Origin of the sequence: Streptomyces sp. NPDC051051, from assembly GCF_040682975.1 — a bacterium.
GTDB lineage: Bacteria > Actinomycetota > Actinomycetes > Streptomycetales > Streptomycetaceae > Streptomyces.
Map to the genome: position 1 here is coordinate 45,883 of NZ_JBFBCB010000030.1, position 19,096 is coordinate 64,978.

The 19,096-nt window shown below is 71.7% G+C and carries 16 protein-coding genes, 1 tRNA gene, 1 other RNA gene and 1 pseudogene; 7 read left to right on the forward strand and 12 right to left on the reverse strand.

The features are described 5' to 3' along the window. Positions 1-124 precede the first annotated feature (124 nt). Positions 125-2,482 carry a DNA polymerase III subunit gamma and tau gene (locus tag AB0N31_RS22555; RefSeq protein WP_366060184.1) on the reverse strand — a complete coding sequence of 786 codons (2,358 nt, stop codon included), beginning with the start codon at positions 2,480-2,482 and terminating at the stop codon, positions 125-127. A 45-nt stretch (positions 2,483-2,527) separates the two neighbouring features. After that, an RNA gene (ffs, locus tag AB0N31_RS22560) (signal recognition particle sRNA small type) lies at positions 2,528-2,626 on the reverse strand. 72 nt (positions 2,627-2,698) lie between these two features. On the opposite strand from ffs, the gene AB0N31_RS22565 reads away from it, so the two are divergent. Further along, positions 2,699-2,786 (forward strand) — tRNA-Ser (locus AB0N31_RS22565). A gap of 79 nt (positions 2,787-2,865) precedes the next feature. Here the strand turns inward: AB0N31_RS22565 and AB0N31_RS22570 are convergent. Continuing rightward, a pseudogene (locus AB0N31_RS22570) lies at positions 2,866-3,030 on the reverse strand (site-specific integrase); the annotation flags it as partial. Between the two features lie 792 nt (positions 3,031-3,822). Here AB0N31_RS22570 and AB0N31_RS22575 point away from each other — a divergent pair. After that, positions 3,823-4,350, forward strand: a complete 528-nt coding sequence (locus AB0N31_RS22575; RefSeq protein ID WP_366060185.1) for an IS3 family transposase — start codon at positions 3,823-3,825, stop codon at positions 4,348-4,350. Between the two features lie 288 nt (positions 4,351-4,638). On the opposite strand, the gene AB0N31_RS22580 is transcribed toward AB0N31_RS22575, so the two are convergent. The 9 genes from AB0N31_RS22580 to AB0N31_RS22620 form a co-directional block, all read right to left on the reverse strand. Further along, the gene (locus AB0N31_RS22580; protein WP_366060186.1) at positions 4,639-5,112 is read right to left on the reverse strand and encodes a Pycsar system effector family protein; all 474 of its coding nucleotides are present in this window, start codon (positions 5,110-5,112) and stop codon (positions 4,639-4,641) included. 170 nt (positions 5,113-5,282) lie between these two features. Beyond that, positions 5,283-6,254 (reverse strand): hypothetical protein, encoded by a 972-nt coding sequence (locus AB0N31_RS22585; protein WP_366060187.1) that lies wholly within the window; start codon positions 6,252-6,254, stop codon positions 5,283-5,285. Then, on the reverse strand, positions 6,244-8,445 hold the full coding sequence (locus AB0N31_RS22590) for a hypothetical protein (RefSeq protein ID WP_366060188.1): 2,202 nt from the start codon (positions 8,443-8,445) through the stop codon (positions 6,244-6,246). Before AB0N31_RS22590 ends, AB0N31_RS22585 begins: the two co-directional genes overlap by 11 nt. Continuing rightward, positions 8,442-9,344 carry a hypothetical protein gene (locus AB0N31_RS22595; RefSeq protein WP_366060230.1) on the reverse strand — a complete coding sequence of 301 codons (903 nt, stop codon included), beginning with the start codon at positions 9,342-9,344 and terminating at the stop codon, positions 8,442-8,444. Before AB0N31_RS22595 ends, AB0N31_RS22590 begins: the two co-directional genes overlap by 4 nt. 178 nt (positions 9,345-9,522) lie before the next feature. Then, entirely contained in the window at positions 9,523-10,227 is a 705-nt protein-coding gene (locus AB0N31_RS22600; protein WP_366060189.1) for a Crp/Fnr family transcriptional regulator, read from the reverse strand. Positions 10,228-10,706: 479 nt separating this feature from the next. Continuing rightward, complete coding sequence (locus tag AB0N31_RS22605) at positions 10,707-12,632, reverse strand: copper resistance protein CopC (RefSeq protein WP_366060231.1); 1,926 nt, start codon at positions 12,630-12,632, stop codon at positions 10,707-10,709. 268 nt (positions 12,633-12,900) lie between these two features. Further along, positions 12,901-13,374, reverse strand: a complete 474-nt coding sequence (locus tag AB0N31_RS22610; protein ID WP_366060190.1) for a cupin domain-containing protein — start codon at positions 13,372-13,374, stop codon at positions 12,901-12,903. Beyond that, the gene (locus AB0N31_RS22615; protein ID WP_366060191.1) at positions 13,371-13,973 is read right to left on the reverse strand and encodes a GNAT family N-acetyltransferase; all 603 of its coding nucleotides are present in this window, start codon (positions 13,971-13,973) and stop codon (positions 13,371-13,373) included. The genes AB0N31_RS22610 and AB0N31_RS22615 overlap by 4 nt, the downstream gene beginning before the upstream one ends. Next, the gene (locus tag AB0N31_RS22620; RefSeq protein ID WP_366060232.1) at positions 13,966-16,035 is read right to left on the reverse strand and encodes a penicillin acylase family protein; all 2,070 of its coding nucleotides are present in this window, start codon (positions 16,033-16,035) and stop codon (positions 13,966-13,968) included. Before AB0N31_RS22620 ends, AB0N31_RS22615 begins: the two co-directional genes overlap by 8 nt. Positions 16,036-16,232: 197 nt before the next feature. Here AB0N31_RS22620 and AB0N31_RS22625 point away from each other — a divergent pair, with 197 nt between their 5' ends. From AB0N31_RS22625 to AB0N31_RS22645, 5 genes are all read left to right on the forward strand, one after another. Beyond that, positions 16,233-16,943 (forward strand): siderophore-interacting protein, encoded by a 711-nt coding sequence (locus AB0N31_RS22625; RefSeq protein WP_366060192.1) that lies wholly within the window; start codon positions 16,233-16,235, stop codon positions 16,941-16,943. A gap of 120 nt (positions 16,944-17,063) precedes the next feature. After that, the gene (locus AB0N31_RS22630) at positions 17,064-17,732 is read left to right on the forward strand and encodes an HdeD family acid-resistance protein (RefSeq protein ID WP_366060193.1); all 669 of its coding nucleotides are present in this window, start codon (positions 17,064-17,066) and stop codon (positions 17,730-17,732) included. Between the two features lie 84 nt (positions 17,733-17,816). After that, positions 17,817-18,128, forward strand: coding sequence for a hypothetical protein (locus AB0N31_RS22635; RefSeq protein ID WP_366060194.1), 312 nt, complete (start codon positions 17,817-17,819; stop codon positions 18,126-18,128). Between the two features lie 64 nt (positions 18,129-18,192). Beyond that, positions 18,193-18,327 (forward strand): hypothetical protein, encoded by a 135-nt coding sequence (locus tag AB0N31_RS22640; RefSeq protein ID WP_366060195.1) that lies wholly within the window; start codon positions 18,193-18,195, stop codon positions 18,325-18,327. Positions 18,328-18,731: 404 nt separating this feature from the next. Beyond that, entirely contained in the window at positions 18,732-19,028 is a 297-nt protein-coding gene (locus AB0N31_RS22645) for a type II toxin-antitoxin system VapB family antitoxin (RefSeq protein WP_004943146.1), read from the forward strand. Positions 19,029-19,096 lie beyond the last annotated feature (68 nt).

The following is a 19,096-nucleotide window of genomic DNA, read 5'->3' on the forward strand; positions in this document are numbered from 1 at the left end:
CCTGTCGGCCGAATGCCCCGTCGGCCGGTGTGCCCGTGAGGTGGGTGAGTGCGACCGTGGGCGGCCTCGGCCGGGGTGGCCGCCCTTCGGGCAGGCGTCGCCTTCCGGGCGGCGGGCGCGCCCGCTACTCGTTGGTGAACTCGTCCACGACGGTCGCGCCCAGCTCGCGCACGATCAGGTCGTGCCCGGAGAGGGCCGACTCGTTGAGGTCGGGATCGTCGTCCTCGGGGATGTCGTCCTCGATGGCGACGTGCTCGGGCGCGGCGGACCGGGTTCTCGGGGCGGCGTGGGCGGAGGACGGGGGCGGGGCCGACCGGGCCTGCGGGGGGCCGGGGGGAGGGGAGGCGTTCGGGGTGTGAGCGGTCGGCGTGCCGCCGCCCGCACCGGCTCCGGGAGCCGGTGCGGGGGCTCCGTAACCACCGCCGTAACCGCCCGGAACGTGGGGGCCGCCGGGGCCGGGCGGGGCCGGGGGACCGCCGAAGCCGCCGGCCGGCGGGGTCGCGGAGCCGCCGGACGGGTCGACGAGCGCGTCGACCTTCCACTGGACGTTGAACTGCTCGGCCAGCGCCTGCCGCAGCACTTCCTCGCTGCCGCTGCTGACGAAGTTGTCGCGGGCGCCGGAGTTGACGAAGGCGATCTGGAGCGTGGTGCCGTCGAAGCCCGCGACCTGGGCGTTCTGGCTGAGGAGGATCCAGGTGAAGCGGCGGCGGTTCTTGACCGCCTCCAGGATGTTGGGCCAGAGCGTGCGGGGGTCGGGGCCGCCGGCGGGCGGGGCGTAGGCGGCGGCCGGAGCGGCTGCGGGTCCGGCCGGTGCCGGGGCGGACGCGGCGGCCGGGGCGGGGGTCGCCGGAGGGCGTCCGCCGCCTGCGGGCGTCGCGGTGGGCCAGCCGCCGGGCCTACGACCGCTGCCGACGGCGGTGGCGGTGGGCCAGGCGCCGGGAGCGAGGGCGGGGCTCGCTTGGGCGGGGGCGGCCGGGGCGGCCGGGACGGGTGCCGCGGGGGCCTGCTGGGGCGAGGGAGGCGTCTGAGGGGCCTGGGACGCATGAGGGGTGTGGGCCGCGGGGCCGCTCGGAGCCGCCGGAGCACCCGGAGTCGCCGGGCCGCTCGGAGTCGCCGGGCCGCTCGGAGTCGCCGGGCCGCTCGGAGTCGCCGAGCCGCGTACCGCGGCGCGGGCGGCCGCCGCGCCGCCCCCCGGCGGGGCGGGAGCGGCGGCGGGCGGGACGGGGACGCCGTACGGGGCCGGCGCGGCCGCCGCGTGGGCCTCCGCGCCGGGGGCGTACCCCACGGCGGGCATTCCGGCGGGGGCCGAGCCCGCGGAGAAGTTCACGCCGCGCTCGATCCGGTCGAGGCGGGCCATCACCGACCGCTCGTCTCCGTAGGCGGCCGGGAGCAGGACACGGGCGCAGATCAGCTCGAGCTGGAGGCGGGGCGAGTGGGCGCCGCGCATCTCGGTGAGGCCCTGGTTGACGAGGTCGGCGGCGCGGCTCAGCTCGGCGGCGCCGAAGACTCCCGCCTGGGCCTGCATCCGCTCGATGACGTCGGAGGGGGCGTCGATGAGCCCCTTCTCGGCGGCGTCCGGGACCGCGGCGAGGATGACGAGGTCCCGCAGCCGCTCGAGCAGGTCGGCGACGAACCGCCGCGGGTCGTTGCCCCCCTCGATGATCCGGTCCACGACCTCGAAGGCGGCGGCCCCGTCCCCGGTGGCGAACGACTCGACGACGGAGTCGAGCAGCGAGCCGTCCGTGTATCCGAGGAGGGAGGTGGCCATGGCGTACGTCACACCGGCCTCGCCGGCGCCCGCGAGGAGCTGGTCCATGACGGACATGGAGTCACGCACGGAGCCGGCGCCGGAGCGCACGACGAGCGGCAGGACCCCCTCCTCGACCGGGATGTTCTCCTTCTGGCACACCTCGCCGAGGTACTCCCGCAGCGTGCCGGGCGGCACGAGGCGGAAGGGGTAGTGGTGCGTCCGGGACCGGATGGTGCCGATGACCTTCTCGGGCTCGGTGGTGGCGAAGATGAACTTGAGATGCTCCGGCGGCTCCTCGACGACCTTGAGCAGCGCGTTGAAACCGGCCGACGTGACCATGTGGGCCTCGTCGATGATGTAGATCTTGTAACGGCTGCCGGCGGGCCCGAAGAAGGCCTTCTCCCGCAGGTCACGGGCGTCGTCCACACCGCCGTGCGACGCGGCGTCGATCTCGATGACGTCGATGGAGCCGGGGCCGGTCCGCGCCAGGTCCTGACAGGACTGGCACTCGCCGCACGGCGTGGGCGTGGGGCCCTTCTCGCAGTTCAGGCAGCGGGCCAGGATGCGCGCGCTGGTCGTCTTGCCACATCCGCGCGGTCCGCTGAACAGGTACGCGTGATTGACCCGGTCGTTCCGCAGCGCCTGCTGCAACGGGTCGGTGACATGCTCCTGCCCGATGACCTCGGCGAACGACTCCGGGCGATAGCGGCGGTACAGCGCGAGAGACGACACGCATACGAGGTTATAGGCGCCCACCGACAACCGGCCCCGCCCCGGAACGCGAGCGCCCCCCACGCACCCGCCAGAGCCGACCTACCCTTGCTGCCTTCCGGCCCTGGGGGAGTTCAGTCAGATAGCGCCGCGTGAGGGGCTGCGCCCACAGTACCCGATGGCGGCGGGCGGGAACGAGTTCGCGAGCACTCCTCAACGTCTTGTATTGTTTGCCGCGGAGGATTCGCCTAGAGGCCTAGGGCGCACGCTTGGAAAGCGTGTTGGGGGCAACCCCTCACGAGTTCGAATCTCGTATCCTCCGCCAGTGCCTCACCGGGCACGATGTCGAAGGGCCCCACCGCTCGCGGTGGGGCCCTTCGTCGTTGTCCGTCTCAGTTTTCGTCTCAGTCGGACTTCCCGTCGGCATCGGGAGCTCCGGGCGGGACCCAGGGGGCATCTCCGACTTGCTGCGCGACCCTGCGGAGCATGGTCCCCGTCACGTGCATGTACCGGGCGCGCATCCGGGCCGCTCCCCCGGGCTCCCAGCCCATGATCGAGTCGATCACGACGACCTGCGCGCCGAAGAGATGTACGCAGCAACCATCTCAGTGTGGTCAACCGCAATCGCGCCGACCGTGAAGGTTCGCTCGTACCTACCGGGGGCGCGCCCCACCCTGGTGTGGACTGCGTTTGTCGGAGACAGCCGGCACCCCTCCGACGGGATGGCGCAGAGTGTGGTGCGTGCACTGCGCGTGCGGGACTCGTTCACGTCGCTGGCGGGGCGCGCCCCGGTCAACAGCGTGACCCACCTCTTCAGCGCAGTGGAATCAGCACGCCGCTACCTCTCCCTGCACACTTCCGCACCGCAGAGCACGTTGCTTGAAAGTTCTCCCTTCCAACGGACCTCGGGCGGTAAGCAGCGACTCCAGAGTGAGCTCAACCACTCGTTGCGTCAGGCGTGGGACGGCAGCAACTTCTCGAGGGCCGGCGTGAAGAAGCGGACTCCTGCCCAGCGGGAGCTGGACCGTATACCGCCCATGGTGGGAGTCCTCTGGGGACTCTCGGATGTGGGATGGAAGCAGCGCCCGTACGCACCAGGGGATGACGCCTTCTACTCCCGCTTCCTCCCGTTCAAGCTCCGCGGTCTCCCCCGCCACGGTCGCCCTGCGCAGACCGGGCCCACTCCCGAACTGGTCGAGGCGTGTTCATGGGCGATCGGAAGCCAACGGGAAGTGAAGTGGGGGCGAGCCACAGCAGAGAAGTGGGGCGAGGTCAGAGCTCTTGAGGAGTCGACACTGCCAGACAGCCCGGTCCCAAGGGACTCAGCCTTCACGATCCGGGTGGGGGAGCACACCCTTCGAGTGGCAGCGGCACTCGCCGCCGCAGAGATGTCACCCGTCATCGAGCCGGACATGATCGACGCAGCTTGGTCCCTGGTGTGGCGCTCCATTCGCGATGTCGCCGACCTCGCCCATGCGGACAGCACTCTGCTTGAGGACCCCCTGGCCAAGACCGGCGTGGCCGTGCCGACCGACGCGGGCTCGGCCGGCGTTCGCGTGGAGCCTTCGTGGCACGCAGAGAGCGCCGCCCCGGACTTCCCCGATACACCTGTCCAGCGAAGTACCGCAGTAGTGCAGTCCCAATACCGAGATTCCCGGGTCACGCGCCAGGTCAAGGCGTGGTACGGCAATACCTGCCAGTTCTGCGGAACGATGATCGAACTGCCGACGCCGCTCTTCGAGTACATCGACGGCTTCTACAACCCGCGCCGCATCCAGAAGCGGCCTGGCTACCTCAGCCCCGTCGAGTTCGAGGAGAGGCACTACGCCGACCAGGCAGCGGCCGAACCAGTGAACCTGAAACCACGTCAACCCGCTCTGAACAGCTAATCAGCCACCCCCGCGCAGCAGGGGACCTCAACGGGTGCGGCACGCCCTTCCGCAAAGGTCGACATCACGGCGAGCACGAGGATGCCGGGTAGCCCCTGAACCCCGACGGAGTCGCGGCTTCGGCGGCTGGACACACTCTTTTGCATCGGTACATGAGAAGCCGCGGCGTCGGGGACGCCGCGGCGACATCGATCTCCGCGACAGTCCCATCCGGGAGCGGGCAGGTGTCTCGGACCGGCTGGGGTTGGACATGATCGTCCAACCCCAGCCGGTCTCTTCGTGCTCTCCTCATGTCGGCCGTAGGGTGACGGCAAACTGCGGAAGTGCGACAAGCAGCAGAACGGTTCCCGTTTCGATCCAGCGGTATTTGGTGCGAATGATCTCGCTGGTCCTCACCAGGGAGGACAGCAATGGGCCGGTGGGATTGTGCCCAACCCGTTCGAAGGCGCGGCTCAACCGCTCGCCGCCCAGTTCCGATGTGAGGTGCTCGAAGTAACCGGGAGCGACCATGCCCCGGCGGCGCTCTCCGCGACGGCGCGGGGCGATGGCGCACACGAAGGAGACGATGGCCAGCAATGCACTGATGACAGCGGCCCACCAGAGTACGTGCATTTCCCAGGCGTTGGGTGCCTGTCCGGCGTCGGCGCTCCTGGTCACCGTGATGAAGACGCCGAGGACTGCTCCCGTGAAGCCCAGGAGCACGGCGGCCTTGGTATCCGCCCGCGTGAGTTCCACGCCGTTGGCAGCCATGAAGCGCTCCATCGCCGCCACGGTCTCCGGGCTCGGCCCCGGCGGAAAACAGGCTGCCGGATGGCGGCGGCGCAGTGTCCTGTGCAGTACCCGATGACGAGGGGCGGGAGACGGGCGCGGGGGCCTGGCAGCGACGCTTCGTAGCGCTCCCCGCACCGGGCCCCGGCCAGCGGCTGCCCGCATCACAACGACTGCCCTTTCACCGTGCCTGCAGCCCAGCCATTGACGCGGGAGCGGACCTTCTCTTCGTCCAGCCCTGAGCGTTGCTGCCCAGGTACCTGCCGTCCCAGGGCGACGAGCCGATCCCGCAGCATTTCGGAGAGTTCCTGCCGTTCCTGCGTCGTCAGCTTGCCCAGCAGGCCGGCCACCTCGTCCTGCCAGTTGGTCTCCCCCCGGACAAGGCTGGAGTGATTCACTGTCCAGTCGAGTACCTGGCTGACCTGATCGGGGTGCCTGATCAGCCAGAGCGCCGCGAGCGACACCGGACCGTCCTGCACAGCCTGTTTGCAGAACGCGTACTCCTCGCGGCTCGTGTCCGACCAGGAATACGGCAGACTGGCATCTCCAGGTTCGCCCAGTCGCAGTTCGCCATCGTCTTCCCGTGCGGAGATGTCCGTGGCTCGGTAGGTCAAGCCGCAGTCCGGCAACTCGCGCGGTACGGCCAGGTTCTGCATCATCTCGGGTGCGGCGAGTCCGTGTCCGTCGGCGGCGTACTCCTCCTTGAGGTGACGCAAACGCCGGTCGAGGGCCTTGCGCACCGCGAGCCAGCCGTGAGTGGTGCGCGACTGCACAACCTGGACCGGATCATGCACCCACCACAGCACTTGCACGTCCACCGACTCGGTGCCGTAGTGAGTCGGCAGTGCAACGGCCCGTGTCCCCGAATGTTCATCGAGCTGGACGAGGTACGCGCTGTCGTACCCGCGCAGCCTCGTCCTCGTGCGGAAGGCGGCCGCCTCCTTTGGTGCCTCGCCCGTATGCAGGACCGCTCCGTGAGATGTGGCGTGCCGGGCCCCCGCAAGGTGGTAGCCCCCGCCCAGGTCCCGCAGCACCAGAGCACGGTCCAGCCGGCCGGACCAGCGCTGCCACAGGATCTCCCGCCAAGGGGCGTGCGAGGCACGGGTGTAGACAGGCGTGTTGCTCTCAGTGGTCATCGTGTCCTCCATGCGGGGATGCAGAGCTGAAGTGCCGAGGCTCACCCTTCCGCCAGGCATCCAGCGCGTGGCGTGCTATGTGCTGTCCAGCCAGTACGGAGGCGTCCGCCCGGTCGAGCTCGACGAAAAGGCGGAGCTCGCCGTGCCGCATGTCCTGAGCGAGTGCGGTAAGCAATGTCTCCACGGCCGTACTCTGCTGCTCGTCCCAGTAGGCGATCCGGCACCAGCCGATCAGAGCGCCGCACGTGGCGTCGAACAACTCATCCTCGTTCAGAGTCTGGTGGACGAGATCTGTGATCTTTTCGGTGAACTCGCTTACAGCGAGCAACTGTTCCTTGAACCAGGAGGGCTCCCGCAGCAAGTACGGAAAGGCCCAGAGCGACAGCTCCGCGTCAGGTACCCCGCGATCAGCCCAGTCGACAAGGTGGCGGAAAACCGTCAGCTGGCTGCCTGCCGCGAAGAGCTCGCGCAGAGCACGGCGTACAGCCATACCGACGGCATACTCGTCCCCGTCACGTCCGCGGTACGAATGCCGCAGCAGCCGCATTGCCAGATCCGGCCTGGAGACACCGAAGTTCGTACTGCAGGCATACGCGACCGTGGAGCGCAGCCGCCAGCTGGCATTCGTGCTCCAGTCGGTGAGGCGGTGCTTGACCTCGCTCGCCAGAATCGGGTCTTCCGCCGCCATGCCCAGCGCGTACGCGGCGATCGTGCGGCTGGTCCCACGATCGGAGTCGGCCAGCTTGCTGATATGCCGGAGCGCCCGGCGGCCGCCGCCCCAGCCGGCGGCCATGCCCATGACCCGGCCCACGGGCTCAGCCAACTCGCGCTCGTTCCGGGGAACGTTGTCCATCCAGTCCGTCAGCAGCCCGGACAACTGGCCGTACTGTCGCCACACATGGCGCAGCACGGTCTCCGCCTGCCGGTGCCGGGTGAACCGCACCGGCTCCACCGCGTAGGTGTAGCCGGAGCCGCTCCGGATCTCTTTGGGCGCACGCTGCGCGCGCACCATCCGTAACAGCTCGTCGAGCGATCGCCGGAAGATGAACTTCGGGTTGAGCCGCGGACCGTCCTGGCGATGAGATGGACCGTGACTGCCGTCGGCATCGCTGCTCTCCGGCAGTACGGAGTCCAGGCGCCCGTCCGCCAGCATCAGGAGCCGTTCCGCTTCCTCCAGGACGATACGGTGGTCCAGCCCCTCGAAGACGCAGGCCGCCAGCAGGAAGGCGAGTCCGTCGGGGGCGTCGCGGATCTCCTTGATCAGGCCCGGCGCCTCTCCCTCCGCGAGGAAGCTCAGGCGGTTGCGGAGGTCGGTGAGGCCCGGCCCGTCGTCGCCCGCACCGCTCACCGCAGCGACCAGCTCGGCGACCTGGACGGGGACCAGTTCGGGAGTCAGCAACTCGTCCAGCATGCCCGGCTCCAGCTGCGCCAGAAGCCGGTCACGTTCGGCGGGACTCGGTACGGCAGACTCGAATAGAGCGTCGAAAACGGCGCGGGGATGCGGGGGTTCGCACCGCACAGGAGACACGTGGAGGTCGCGCGACAGGCTGCGCACAAGCTCTGGATCGTCGGGCAGCACGATGACCATGCGGGCGTGAGCATCGCTCAACAGGCGGCGCAGGTTGGCGATCACCGCAGGGCCGAGGGGGTGCTGGGGCAGCAGGCCGTACACGAGATACCCGCGCGCCCCGGCCTGGGTGGGCCGCCAGGAAGACAGGTCCACATCGCTGTCAACCGCTCGCAGGTCCATGCTGCCACCGGTATGGCGACACAACAGATTCAATGCCGCCGTTCGGCGTCCGGTACCAGGATCTCCTACGAGGAACAGGACGCCGGTGTCGAGTTCCGTCAGCGCGGTGGGGAACCAGTCGGGTTCCGCGAATCCCGCCTGGGCCTGCAGTATCTCCAGCGCGGAGATGGGGCCCTCGTGTGCCTCCACTCTCCGACCACCGCGGCCGACCGTGCCGCTGACGTTCTCGACATGCTGATCGCCTTGCACGGAACCGGCGTTGAGGTTCGCGTACGGGGCGTGGATGTAATAGCGGGACCCTCCGGTGCCGGACGGGCCGGCGAAGTCGTCGTCATCGGGATAGTCCTCTTCCCGCTGCACCGCCGGACCCTTGGGTTCATCCGGGAGTCGGGACTCGCCGTCAGCCTTCTCCGCATCGGGCGAGTGCTCCTCGGCGCTCACCGGCGGCCCTCGTTCTTGTCGCCTTGGACCGTGTCCCCCTGGTTGCCGTGGACCGTGCCCGCCTTGTTGCCGCCGACATAGTCGCCGCCGACGTCCATGTTGCTGACACTCTGGCCGCCGTGCACGGTTCCGGTATTCACGTTCCCCTTGTCAGCCCTGATCGCCACCGACCGGTATGCCGCCTCGCGCCTGGTCGTTCGCCGTCCACCGTCGTCATCCCCACGCCGAGCCTCGTGGTCCTCGACCACCTGGTCGCCCAGAATGCGACGGTCGTAGAGATTGCCCGAGGGGGCAGGCACGTATAACCAGGCCCGCTGATCGAATCGCTTGCCCTCGACGGTCGCAGGCACCTCGATGAAGTGGTCGGGGTGCCGCCCTGTGTAGCCGCTCGCCACCGCGTCCTGATAGCAGCGGTCGGAGAGGATGGCGGCGACCTGGGTGACGTTCTCGTTGGAGGCGGCCAGCATGGCCTTGACCGGGCGGGAGTCGAGTAGCCGGTGGGTGTCGTTGCGCGGTGTGCCGTTGCCGTCGAACTCACCTCCCGAGTCGGGCAACGGCCCGATGTGGAGGCTGACCCGGAGCCGGATACGCACCGTCCCCGTGGAGTGCACGGTGAACTCGGCGAGCACGTCCTGGAGGGTGTGGAGCCATGGGTGGATCACGAACGGCATCCACGCCGGATCGAAGCCGAAAACGTACCCGTCGCCCGTGGACGCGGGGAACCTTTGGTCCTTCCATACATCCGCGACTCCAGCCCGCTCGAACGCCCGCTGGAGTAGTTGCGGGATGGCCTGGCTGATCGCTCCGTGCTCGATGGCTGGATAACCGGTGAAGTCCTTGGCGTCGACGGCCACGATCCCTCGGTAGGGAGGGAGGTGGTGGCTCCGGGTGTGGGGCATGGCACTGGCTTTGGGCAGAGGCGGGTGAAAATGCGACATCAGGACTCCTTGGCTTCCCCTACGGGCTTTGTTCACCCGAGCTTCGCGGAGTTACATGTCGCGGTGTGCTCACTCAGTGCGGAGGAGTAGTGACGGGCATCACAGAGCGCGGTCATCTCCGTCTACCAGGCGCTGCGCCTCAGTCGTAGAGCTCCGCAGTCGCTTGACGCAGAGCGGGCAGGTCGTCGATGAAGATGCGCTTCCGTCCGGTACGAACGCGGAAAGGCTCAAGTTCGGAAAGGCTTGTGGTGATCGTGTTACGTGACACCCCTAGGTGTTGCGCGAGTTCGTCCCGCGTCAGGGAAAGCTCCAGATGCCGCCCCTGCGGGATCGCGGAATGCCCTGAGATATCGGCCAGACTCACCAGGGATGCCGCCAGGCGCGCGACGACTTCACCGCCGCCGCGGGCGCGGTCCGACTCCCTCAGCCTGCCGAGGGCGTACCGCACCAGCATGGGAAACAGGTCACGGTCTGTGACGAACCGCAGGAATTCCGCTTTGCCCAGGACGGCGACTGAGCAGTGCGAGATCGCCTCGACGCTTGCCGAATGCAGTGCGTCGTCCAACACCGCCACCTCGCCCAGCAGTTCGCCGGGACCGCGAAACGCCAGTAGCGTGAGATCTCCACTTCGCTCTCGCCGGGTCACCTTGGCCACCCCGCTGAGCAGTGCGAGCACATGGGTGCCGGGCTCACCCTGCCGCAGCAATGTGTCGCCGACGGAGTGCCGACGCGCGAATGACTGCTCCAGCATGTCTGTCCAGAGCGCGTCACCCACGAGGCGACGCAACGTCAGTACTGGTGGATCCGGTGCTCCCCCTATGCGATCACTCATGCGATCACTCATGCGATGACCTTAGAACAGAGCGTCTCCATCTGCCCAGAAGGAGGCCGCCGATCCACCTATCCCTGGCAGGCCATTGACGGAGCGCCCAGTTCCCTGAAGATCGAAGGAGCGACAGCACTAACGATCACCCACGCCACCGGCTGAGGAAATGGCAAGCCTTCTGGTTGCGGTTCTGGTTGCGTTCACCCGCGTACAGCACTGTTCAGAAGGCTTCTCAGTCACCGCTGCACCGCAGGTCAGAACGTCCCCGGCGCTCGCCGAACCCCGGACGAACATTTGGAAAGCGTGTTGGGGGCAACCCCTCACGAGTTCGAATCTCGTATCCTCCGCCAGTGCCTCACCGGGCACGATGTCGAAGGGCCCGCGGCTTGCAGCGGGGCCTTCGACGTTGTCCGTGGCGGTTTCCGTCTCAGTTCGTCTCCGGGAGCCCCCGGAGAGGGGCACACCGCCCGGGGCACCGCCCCGCGCCGGTGGCGCGCTCAGCCGGTGATGCGCACCGGCGTCGTCTCCGTCACCTGGTCGATCTCCGAGGCGCGTACGGTCACGCTCATCTCCCAGGTGCCGGGCAGGGGCAGGTTGACGGCGTCGGCGGCCCAGTAGCCGCCCCGGTCGGTGAGCTTCGCGTCGAGCGGGCCGATGTCCTGGCCGGGCAGGCTGAAGGACATGCGGAGTTCGGGGACGGTGGCGAAGCCGCCGTCGGGGCCGTAGACGACGGCCTGCACCGAGTTCTCGCCGACCCGGCCCGGATCGAGGGTGATCTGCACGCTGCCGCGGGCGCCGGGGGCGTCCGGACCGCTCATGTCGAAGGGGACCGTGGTCACGGAGGCGACGGGCAGCCCGATCGACTGTTCGGACGCCGCCGCCTCCGCCTCCGCCCGGCCCGGGAGGGTGCCCGTCAGCACGGTCGTGAGGCCCAGGACGACGACGGAGACCGCGACCTCCGCGAGGACGGACCGGCGCAGGGCGCGGCGGTGCGCGTCCTCGGCCGGGGTGCGGGCCGGGGCGAGCGGGGTGCCGTCGCCGGAGGGAGGACCGTCCGGTGGGACGGAGGCCTGCGCGGGCGTCCGCCCGGACACCCCCTCCTTCGCCGCCGGAGCGCCGACCGCCGCCGCCACCTTCGCCTCCGTCTTCGCCGCCACCGTCTCCTTCACCTTCACCTTCACCTTCGCCATCGCCTTCGTCCCGCCCTGCGTCCCGCTCCCCTCCACATCCGGCGTCTGCGCCTCCTCCGCACGCGCGCGTGCCGCCTCCGTTCCCACCAGCCGTCCCGTCCACTGCCGCGACCAGGCGCCCGCCAGGAGCAGCAGGCCCACCGCCCCCAGCTTGGCCAGGAGGGTCCGGCCGTACGTCGTGTCCGTCAGGGCGTCGAGGGTGCCGAGGCCGCGCCAGGCCTGGTAGACGCCGGTCACCACGAGGACGGTGACCGAGGTGGCGGCGAGCCGGGAGAAGCGGACGGCCACGGCGGCCGGGAGGGTGCCGTGGCGGAGCAGGGTGAGCAGGGCGGTGAGGCCGCCGAGCCACACCGCCATGGCCAGCAGGTGCAGCACCGAGGAGGTCATCGCGGCCGGGACCTGGATGCCGGCCGACGCGTGTTCGGCGGCGGCCCAGGTCAGGCCGAGGCCCACGGCCAGGACCAGGCCGGTGGCGAGGGTCGCTCGGGTGGGCCGTTCGCGGCCGCGCCGGCGGAGCAGCAGGACGGCGGCCCCGGCCAGCAGGAGCAGCCGGGCGGCCAGGGCGATGCCGGGCCGGCCGGAGAGGGTCCGGGTGAGGCCGGAGGGGTCGAGGGCCTGTGCGGGACCGGCGCCGGTCTCGTAGGGGGCGCGCAGCAGGAGCAGCAGGACCGTCGACGCGGTGAACGTCCACCAGCCGGCCACGAGGAGCCCGCGCAGCGGCCGGACGTCCGGCGGACGGCACAGGGCGACGAAGGCGGCCGTCCCGATGAGCAGGGCGGCGGCGCCGTACGCCAGCCAGCGGCCGAGTTTGTGCAGGCCCGCGGTGGCCGGGTCCTCCACGGGGCCGCTGGAGACGGCGGCCGGGGTCGGGGAGGGGGCACCGATCGAGAAGGTGAAGGCGCCGGCGATGGGGTGGCTGTCCGCCGACACGACCCGCCAGGCCACCGTGAAGGTGCCGGTGCCGAGCCGGGCCGGGAGGGGGACGCGGGCGGTGTCGGACCGGCCGTCGGCGTGTTGCGCCTCGCCCGTCTCGACGCGCCCGTTGCGGGGGTCGAAGACACGGAAGGTGTCGTCGATCAGACCGACGGACTCGGTGAAGGTCAGGGTGATGCTGCGGGGAGCGGTCGTGAGGACGGAGCCGTCGGCGGGGTCGGCGTCGCGGAGGGCGGCATGGGCCGACGCCTGGCCGGCGCTGCCGAGGAGGAGCAGGACCAGGGTGGTGCCGAGCAGCACCAGCCCCCGCCACCGCCGCACGCCCCCGCCGCGGCCGTCCCGACGCCCCCCACCGCAACCGTTCCGCGCACCGTCCCGACGCCCGCCACCGGGGCCGGCAACCACGCGTTCGCGCCCATCGACCACGTCACCGCTCCGTACTTCGGACTGGACTCCCGTACCCGGGGATACGTACGGACCGTGGGGCTGTCCCGCTCACCGCGTGGGGCGGGCCGGCACCCCGCCGTTCACCACCGGGCCGGTCGGGCCGGTCGGCCCGCCGGCGAGGTCACGGACGGCACAGCCGCGCGATGTGGGCGGCCCGGTCCGGGTGGAGCGCCGTCAGGGCGGCGGCGTCCCCGTGCTCGTAGGCCGCGTAGGTGAAGCCGGGGGCCATGGTGCAGCCGAAGAGGGCCCAGGCGCCGCCGGGCGTCACCCGCGCGCCCATCCAGGTGCGCGCGGGGACGGTGAGCTGCGGGTGCTGGCCGCCGAGGACGTCCGGGCCGAGCACGGCCGTGCGGGAGGTGCCGTCGGGGGCGAGCAGCAGCAGTTCCAGCGGGTCGCCGAGGTAGAAGTGCCAGATCTCGTCGCCGGGGAGGCGGTGCAGGGCGGAGAAGTCGTCCGCGGTGAGCAGCGCGACGATCGCGGTTCCGGCGGGGGTGCCGTCCGGCAACGCGGGTCCGGCCCAGGTCTGGCGGAACAGGCCGCCCTCGCGGGGGATCGGCTCCAGACCGTAGTGGGCGACGAGGTCCTCGGGGGTCACCCGGGGAAGGCTACCTCCCGCCTGAGGAAAGCGAGTTGCGCCGTCTTCTCCGGCAGGTACACGTCCGGCAGGTCGATCTCCGGGAGGGTGACGACCGGTCCGGCCTCGAAGCCCTGACGGAGGAAGCGGGCGAGGGCCTTCTCGTTGCGCACGTCCGGGTCGGCCACCACCCGCCGCCGGTCCAGCCCCACCAGCACGTACGACGCGAACACGCCCATCAGCGCCGACGACCAGCCCGGCCGCGCGCCCCGCTCCCCGGCGGGTGCGAGCAGCACGTGGACGCCGATGTCCCCGGGCTCGACCTCGTAGCACTCGCCGACCCGGTCCTGCGACGGCTCGTACGTCTGGAGCACGGCGACGGGCTCGCCGTCCAGCTCGGCGAGGAAGGCGTGGTGGGTGTCGAGGCCGGCCATGTGGGCGTATATGTCCGCGACCTGGTCCTTCGTCAGGCCGTTCATGCCCCAGAACACGGCCCGTTCCTCGCTGACCCAGCCGTGCACGACCGCCGCGTCGGCCTCGGCGTCGAGGGGCCGGATGCGGACGGTGCCGAAGCCCTCGGTCTCCTCCACGTGGACGTGGTGGACGTTCACGTCAGTCATCGTTCTCCTTCGTCAGGTGCGCCCAGTCGGTGACGACCGGGGCCAGCTCGCCCGTGAGCCAGAGGGGGAGCTGATCGTGGTGGTGAGGGCTGTCGGGATGGCCGGAGGCGCCGTGGGGCACGATCCAGCGGCTGTCCTCGCGGCGGGCCAGGTCCCAGACGTAGCGGGCGGCCGGCCCGCGGGCGGCGAGGTCGGTCAAGCCGGGCACGGCGGAGGTGCACAGCACGCAGTCGTGGTCGCCGGAGAGGGCGGGGGCTTCCCCGGAGGGGTCGGGCAGGGCCCGCCACGGGGCGAGGCGGTGGGTGTCGCCCCAGCGCGCGTCCGGCTGCCCGGCGACCTCCTCGAGGGCTTCCCGCACCAGCTTCGGCCGGTCGATGCCGTACAGCTCCTCGGCGCACAGGAGGTGTTCGAGGGCGTAGCCGATGCGGGGGACGAGGGCCAGCCAGGGCAGGAGGACCTCGGGGTAGGCGGGCGGGGTGGTGAGCGCGGCGAAGGCGGGCTCGGCGGCGAGGCGGCGCACGAGCGCGCCGCGCACGGCCGCGAACCGCCCCGCTTCCCGGCTGTCCGCGTCCATCCGGCGGTCCCAGCGCAGGAGCCGCGCCCGCAGGTCGGCCGCCGCGGGGGTCAGGCCGTCGAGGGCGGCCAGGTGGTCCAGCAGGGGTGCGGCGGAGGCGAGGTGGGTGTCGGTGTGGATGGCCGCCATGTCGGACGACGACCACCGACGGCGTCGGCCGAGCAGCGCGTGGATGCGGTCGGCGCGGTGCGGCGGGGCGAACTCGACGCCCAGGTCGGCGGCCGGTCCGCGCTGGTTGGCCATGACGGCGACGCCGTCGGTGAGTCCGGCGCGGGGCATCTCGTGCCAGCCGGTCCACTCGTGGCCGGGCTCCCAGGCCGGCACCAGCCGGGTGCGGTTGGCCCGCGCGCGCACGGGCACGCGGCCCGCGACCCGGTGCAGCAGGCCGCCCTCGGTGTCGGCGGCCTGGACGACGTTGACCGGCTCGGCCCAGAGGTCGAGGGCGCGGTCGACGTCGGCGACCCGGCGGGCCCGCAGCAGGGGGAGCAGGGCGGAGAAGCCGAGGTCGCCGGTGACGCGGGGCGGGTGGCGCAGGGCGAGCGCGAGGGGGGTGCCGTCGTCGGTGCCGCCGGGGCTTCCGTCGTCGAGTCCCTCGGGGCCGCCCGCGATCACCGGACCGCGTTCGGTCTCCAGCACCTCGACCTCGACGGTCTCCTCCCCCGCCACCCGGACGAGTTCGGTGTGCCGGTCGACCCGCCGCCAGGTGCCGTCCGGGCCGAGGGCCTCCACGCCGGCGCCGGTGCGGCGCAGGCGTTCGCGGTAGAGGTCCTGGTAGTCGGCCATGGCGTTGGTGATGGCCCAGGCGACCGTGCCGGCGTGTCCGAAGTGGGCGATGCCGGGGACGCCGGGGACGGCGAGTCCGACGACGTCGAACTCGTCACAGGCCAGCCGGATCTGCTGGTAGACGCCGGGGTCCTCGATGAAACGGTGCGGGTCGCCGGCGATGACGGCCTGCCCGGTGACCGTGCGGTCGCCGCTGACCAGCCAGCCGTTGCTGCCGGAGGTGCCGGGCCCGTCGGTGGCGAACAGGCCGACGGCGTCCTCGCCGAGGTGGCGGACGGCCTCCTCGCGCCACAGTTTGGCGGGGAAGCCGGCGAAGAGGATGTGGGTGGAGAGCCAGACGGCCAGGGGCGTCCAGGGCTCCCAGCGGCCGGGGGTGAGGCCGACGCGGGTGAACTCGGGGGTCGGGCGCAGCCCTTCGTTGACCCCGTCGACGTACGCCCGTACCCAGGTGGCGGTCTCCGGGTCGCCCGCCTGAAGGGTCGTGAAGCAGCGGCGGGCGGTGTCGTCGAGGCGGGCGCGGCGGACGAAGCGGTCCCAGGCGAGGGCCTCCGGGCCGAGGAAGGACGCCGAGGTGCCCCGCGCGCGGTGCCGCTCGACCTCCAGTTGCCAGGCGCGGTCGCGGGCGGTGACCCGGCCCTGGAGGCGGGCGAGGGCGTGGGCGCTGCCGGCCCGCAGATGCGGAACGCCCCAGGCGTCCCGGTGGATCCCACCGGCCGCGGTACCGGGCTCGGTCCCGGCTCCGCTCTCTGCTCCGACCTCGGCATCGGGCCCGGTCCCGGTTTCCCCGTCCGGCTGCCGGGCGGCTCCGTCCGTCTCGCTCGTCACCCTGGGACCCTTCTGACATTTAGGTTAGGCTCACCTAATCAATCGGTGCAGGAATCGTACGCGAGAGGTGAAGGGGCATGGCGCAGGGGAGGGGCTGGGAGGGCGCGGTCCTGAAGTTGATGCGGGCGAAGGACTTCACCCTCACCGTCACGGGGGCCGAGGACGTCACCCCGCACTACCGGAGGCTCCACCTCACCGACGGCGGGCTGCTCGCCGCGACCGGCGTCCACCCGACGATGTGGGTACGGCTGTGGTTCACCGACGCGGGCAGACCGCACCAGCGGGCCTACACCCTGGTCGACCCCGACCCGGCGGCCGGCACCTTCTCCCTGGAGTTCGCCCTGCACGAGGGCGCCGCCAGCGACTGGGCGCGGACCGCCGGGCCCGGCGACACCATCGAGGCCACCGTCCAGGGCACGGGCTTCGCCCGGCCCGCCCCGGCCCCTTCCCGGGTCCTCGCGATCGGCGACCCGGCCTCCCTCCCCGCGATCAACTCCCTCCTCGACGCCCTCGGCCCGGCACCGGCCACGATCTGGTTCGAGGGCGACGGGGACGGCCTCCCCTTCCGCACCGACCCGACCCGGCACGACCTCCGCCGCACCCCCCGTACGGAACTGGTGGACCGCGTGAGGACCGAGCTGCCCGCCCTGCTGACGGCCACCCCGGACCCGTACGTCTGGATCGCCTGCGACACCCGGACGACCCGGACCCTGTCGGCGTACGTCCGCAAGGACCTGGCGGTCCCGAAGGAAAGGACGCACGCACTGGGGTACTGGCACGCCGGGTGACGCGCGGGCCGGCCGGAGGGGCGGGTGACTGGCGGGCCGGGGCGGCGACGGCCGCCAAGGGGTGATCCGGGTGGCCCGCCCCGGGTGGCGGGTCGCCTCCGCGGGGTCTGAGCTGGGCACATGACCGAGCCGCCCACCGGCGCCCCCTGGGGTCCGGAGTACGACGACCGCAGAGTCCACGCCCAGCACGCCGCCGCGCCGCACCGGCACGAGCCCGAACCGCCGCTCGAGGGGCCGCTGCACGCCCTGTCCCGCGCCGCCTGGCAGGTCGTCCTGCTCACCGGGGTCGCGTCGCTGGTCCTCGGGATCCTGGTCCTGGTCTGGCCGGGCGCCTCCCTGTTCGCGGCCGGCGTCCTCTTCGGCGTCTACCTCGTCGTCAGCGGGGTCCTCCAGCTCGTCGCCGCCTTCGGCACCCACCGGGCGACCTCGCTGCGCGTGCTGGCGTTCATCAGCGGTGCCCTGTCGGTCCTGCTCGGCCTGTTCTGCTTCCGCGGCCCGATGCAGTCGATCCTGCTGCTGGCCCTGTGGATCGGCATCGGCTGGCTGGTCCGCGGGATCACCCAGACCCTGGCCGCCGTCTCCGACCGGAGCATGCCCGCGCGCGGCTGGCAGGTCCTCCTCGGGATCGTCACCTTCGTCGCCGGTGTCGTCCTGATCGACTCCCCCTTCGAGTCGGTCGCCGTCCTCACCCTCGTGGGCGGCATCTGGCTGGTGGTGGTCGGCGTCGTCGAGATCGTCACCGGACTGCGCATCCGGGGCCGGGCCGAACGGGTCCCCCGCGCCGTGTGAGCCCGTGACGGGCTCTGCTCCGAACGGGCGGTTCTCCCGCCCGGTGTGCTGAACGCCGGGCGTGTCGCGGGCAGATGACCAGCCATGAGCAGCACCGCGAGAAACCTCCCGCACCACCGTTCCTGGCTGCGGGTCCTCGTGCTGCTGCTCGCCGTCCTGGTACCGGGCGCGCCCACCGCGGTCTGCGCGCCCGCACCGGTGGCCGCCGCGGAGATCGTCGAGTACGACGCCCTGGACGCCCTGCGTCCCATCGGGGCCGCCGCCCGCCGTACCGCGGCACCCCGCCCGGCTCCCGCCCCCGCGGTCCCCCGCGGCCGTGTCACGCCCGCGCCGCCCCGGCCGCCGTACCCGCCGGCCGCCCCGGGCACCCCGCGCACGGTGGTCCTGCGCTGCTGACCCCTCGCTCCGCCCCGAGGAGGACCCGTCAGTTCGACGCTTCGAGGAACACAGGACTCTCACCATGCCGACAGACCCGTACGCGGTCCTGCGCGCCCTGCTGCGCGCGGAGGCCGCACGCAGCACGCCGAAACCGCAGACCAAGATCACCGACCGGCAGAAGGGGCGGCCGATCCCGGAGGACGACCGGGGTCACTGACGCGCGGGGCGGAGGCGGGCCGCCGCCTCCGCCGCGCGGCGCCATGCGTTTCGGGGGGGGCTCCGTGCCTCGTGCGGGCCGAAGCCTCGGCGCGAGGCTCGCACGCGCCGTCCACAGCCTGTGCACAGCCGTCGTGGGGCACGGACGGGGCGCGGCGACCGGCTCGGGGACACCGTTCCCGCGGAGGGTGCCGACGACCGCGCCGCCCATCGCGCCGGGGGACCGACGCCGGCCCCCGGCGTCCGTGCCGAGGACGGGAGCGGTGAAGGCGCGTCCGGAGGCGGTCCCGGCGGCCTCGCCGACAGCCACCCCTTCCCTTGTGCCCCGGTTCGCCACCTCTTTTCCGGCCCCACACTCCGCCGCCATGGCTGCGCCCGGAACGTCAGGACCGGTAGGCTTTCCGTGTGATCTTCAAGCGCATCGGAAACGGCCGGCCGTACCCCGACCACGGCCGGGAAAGCACCCGGCAGTGGGCGGACGTCGCGCCGCGCCCGGTCCGCCTCGATCAGCTGGTGACCACCAAGCAGCAGCTCGACCTGGAAACCCTGCTCGCCGAGGACTCCACGTTCTACGGCGACCTCTTCGCGCATGTCGTGAAGTGGCAGGGCGACCTGTATCTCGAGGACGGACTCCACCGCGCGGTCCGAGCCGCCCTCCAGCAGCGCCAGGTGCTCCACGCACGCGTGCTCGAACTGGACTGAGCCGCCCTCCGGGCAGCCCGACCCGTCGCGTCCGCACCCAGGGCCGATTGGACCTTTCGGGTGCTCTG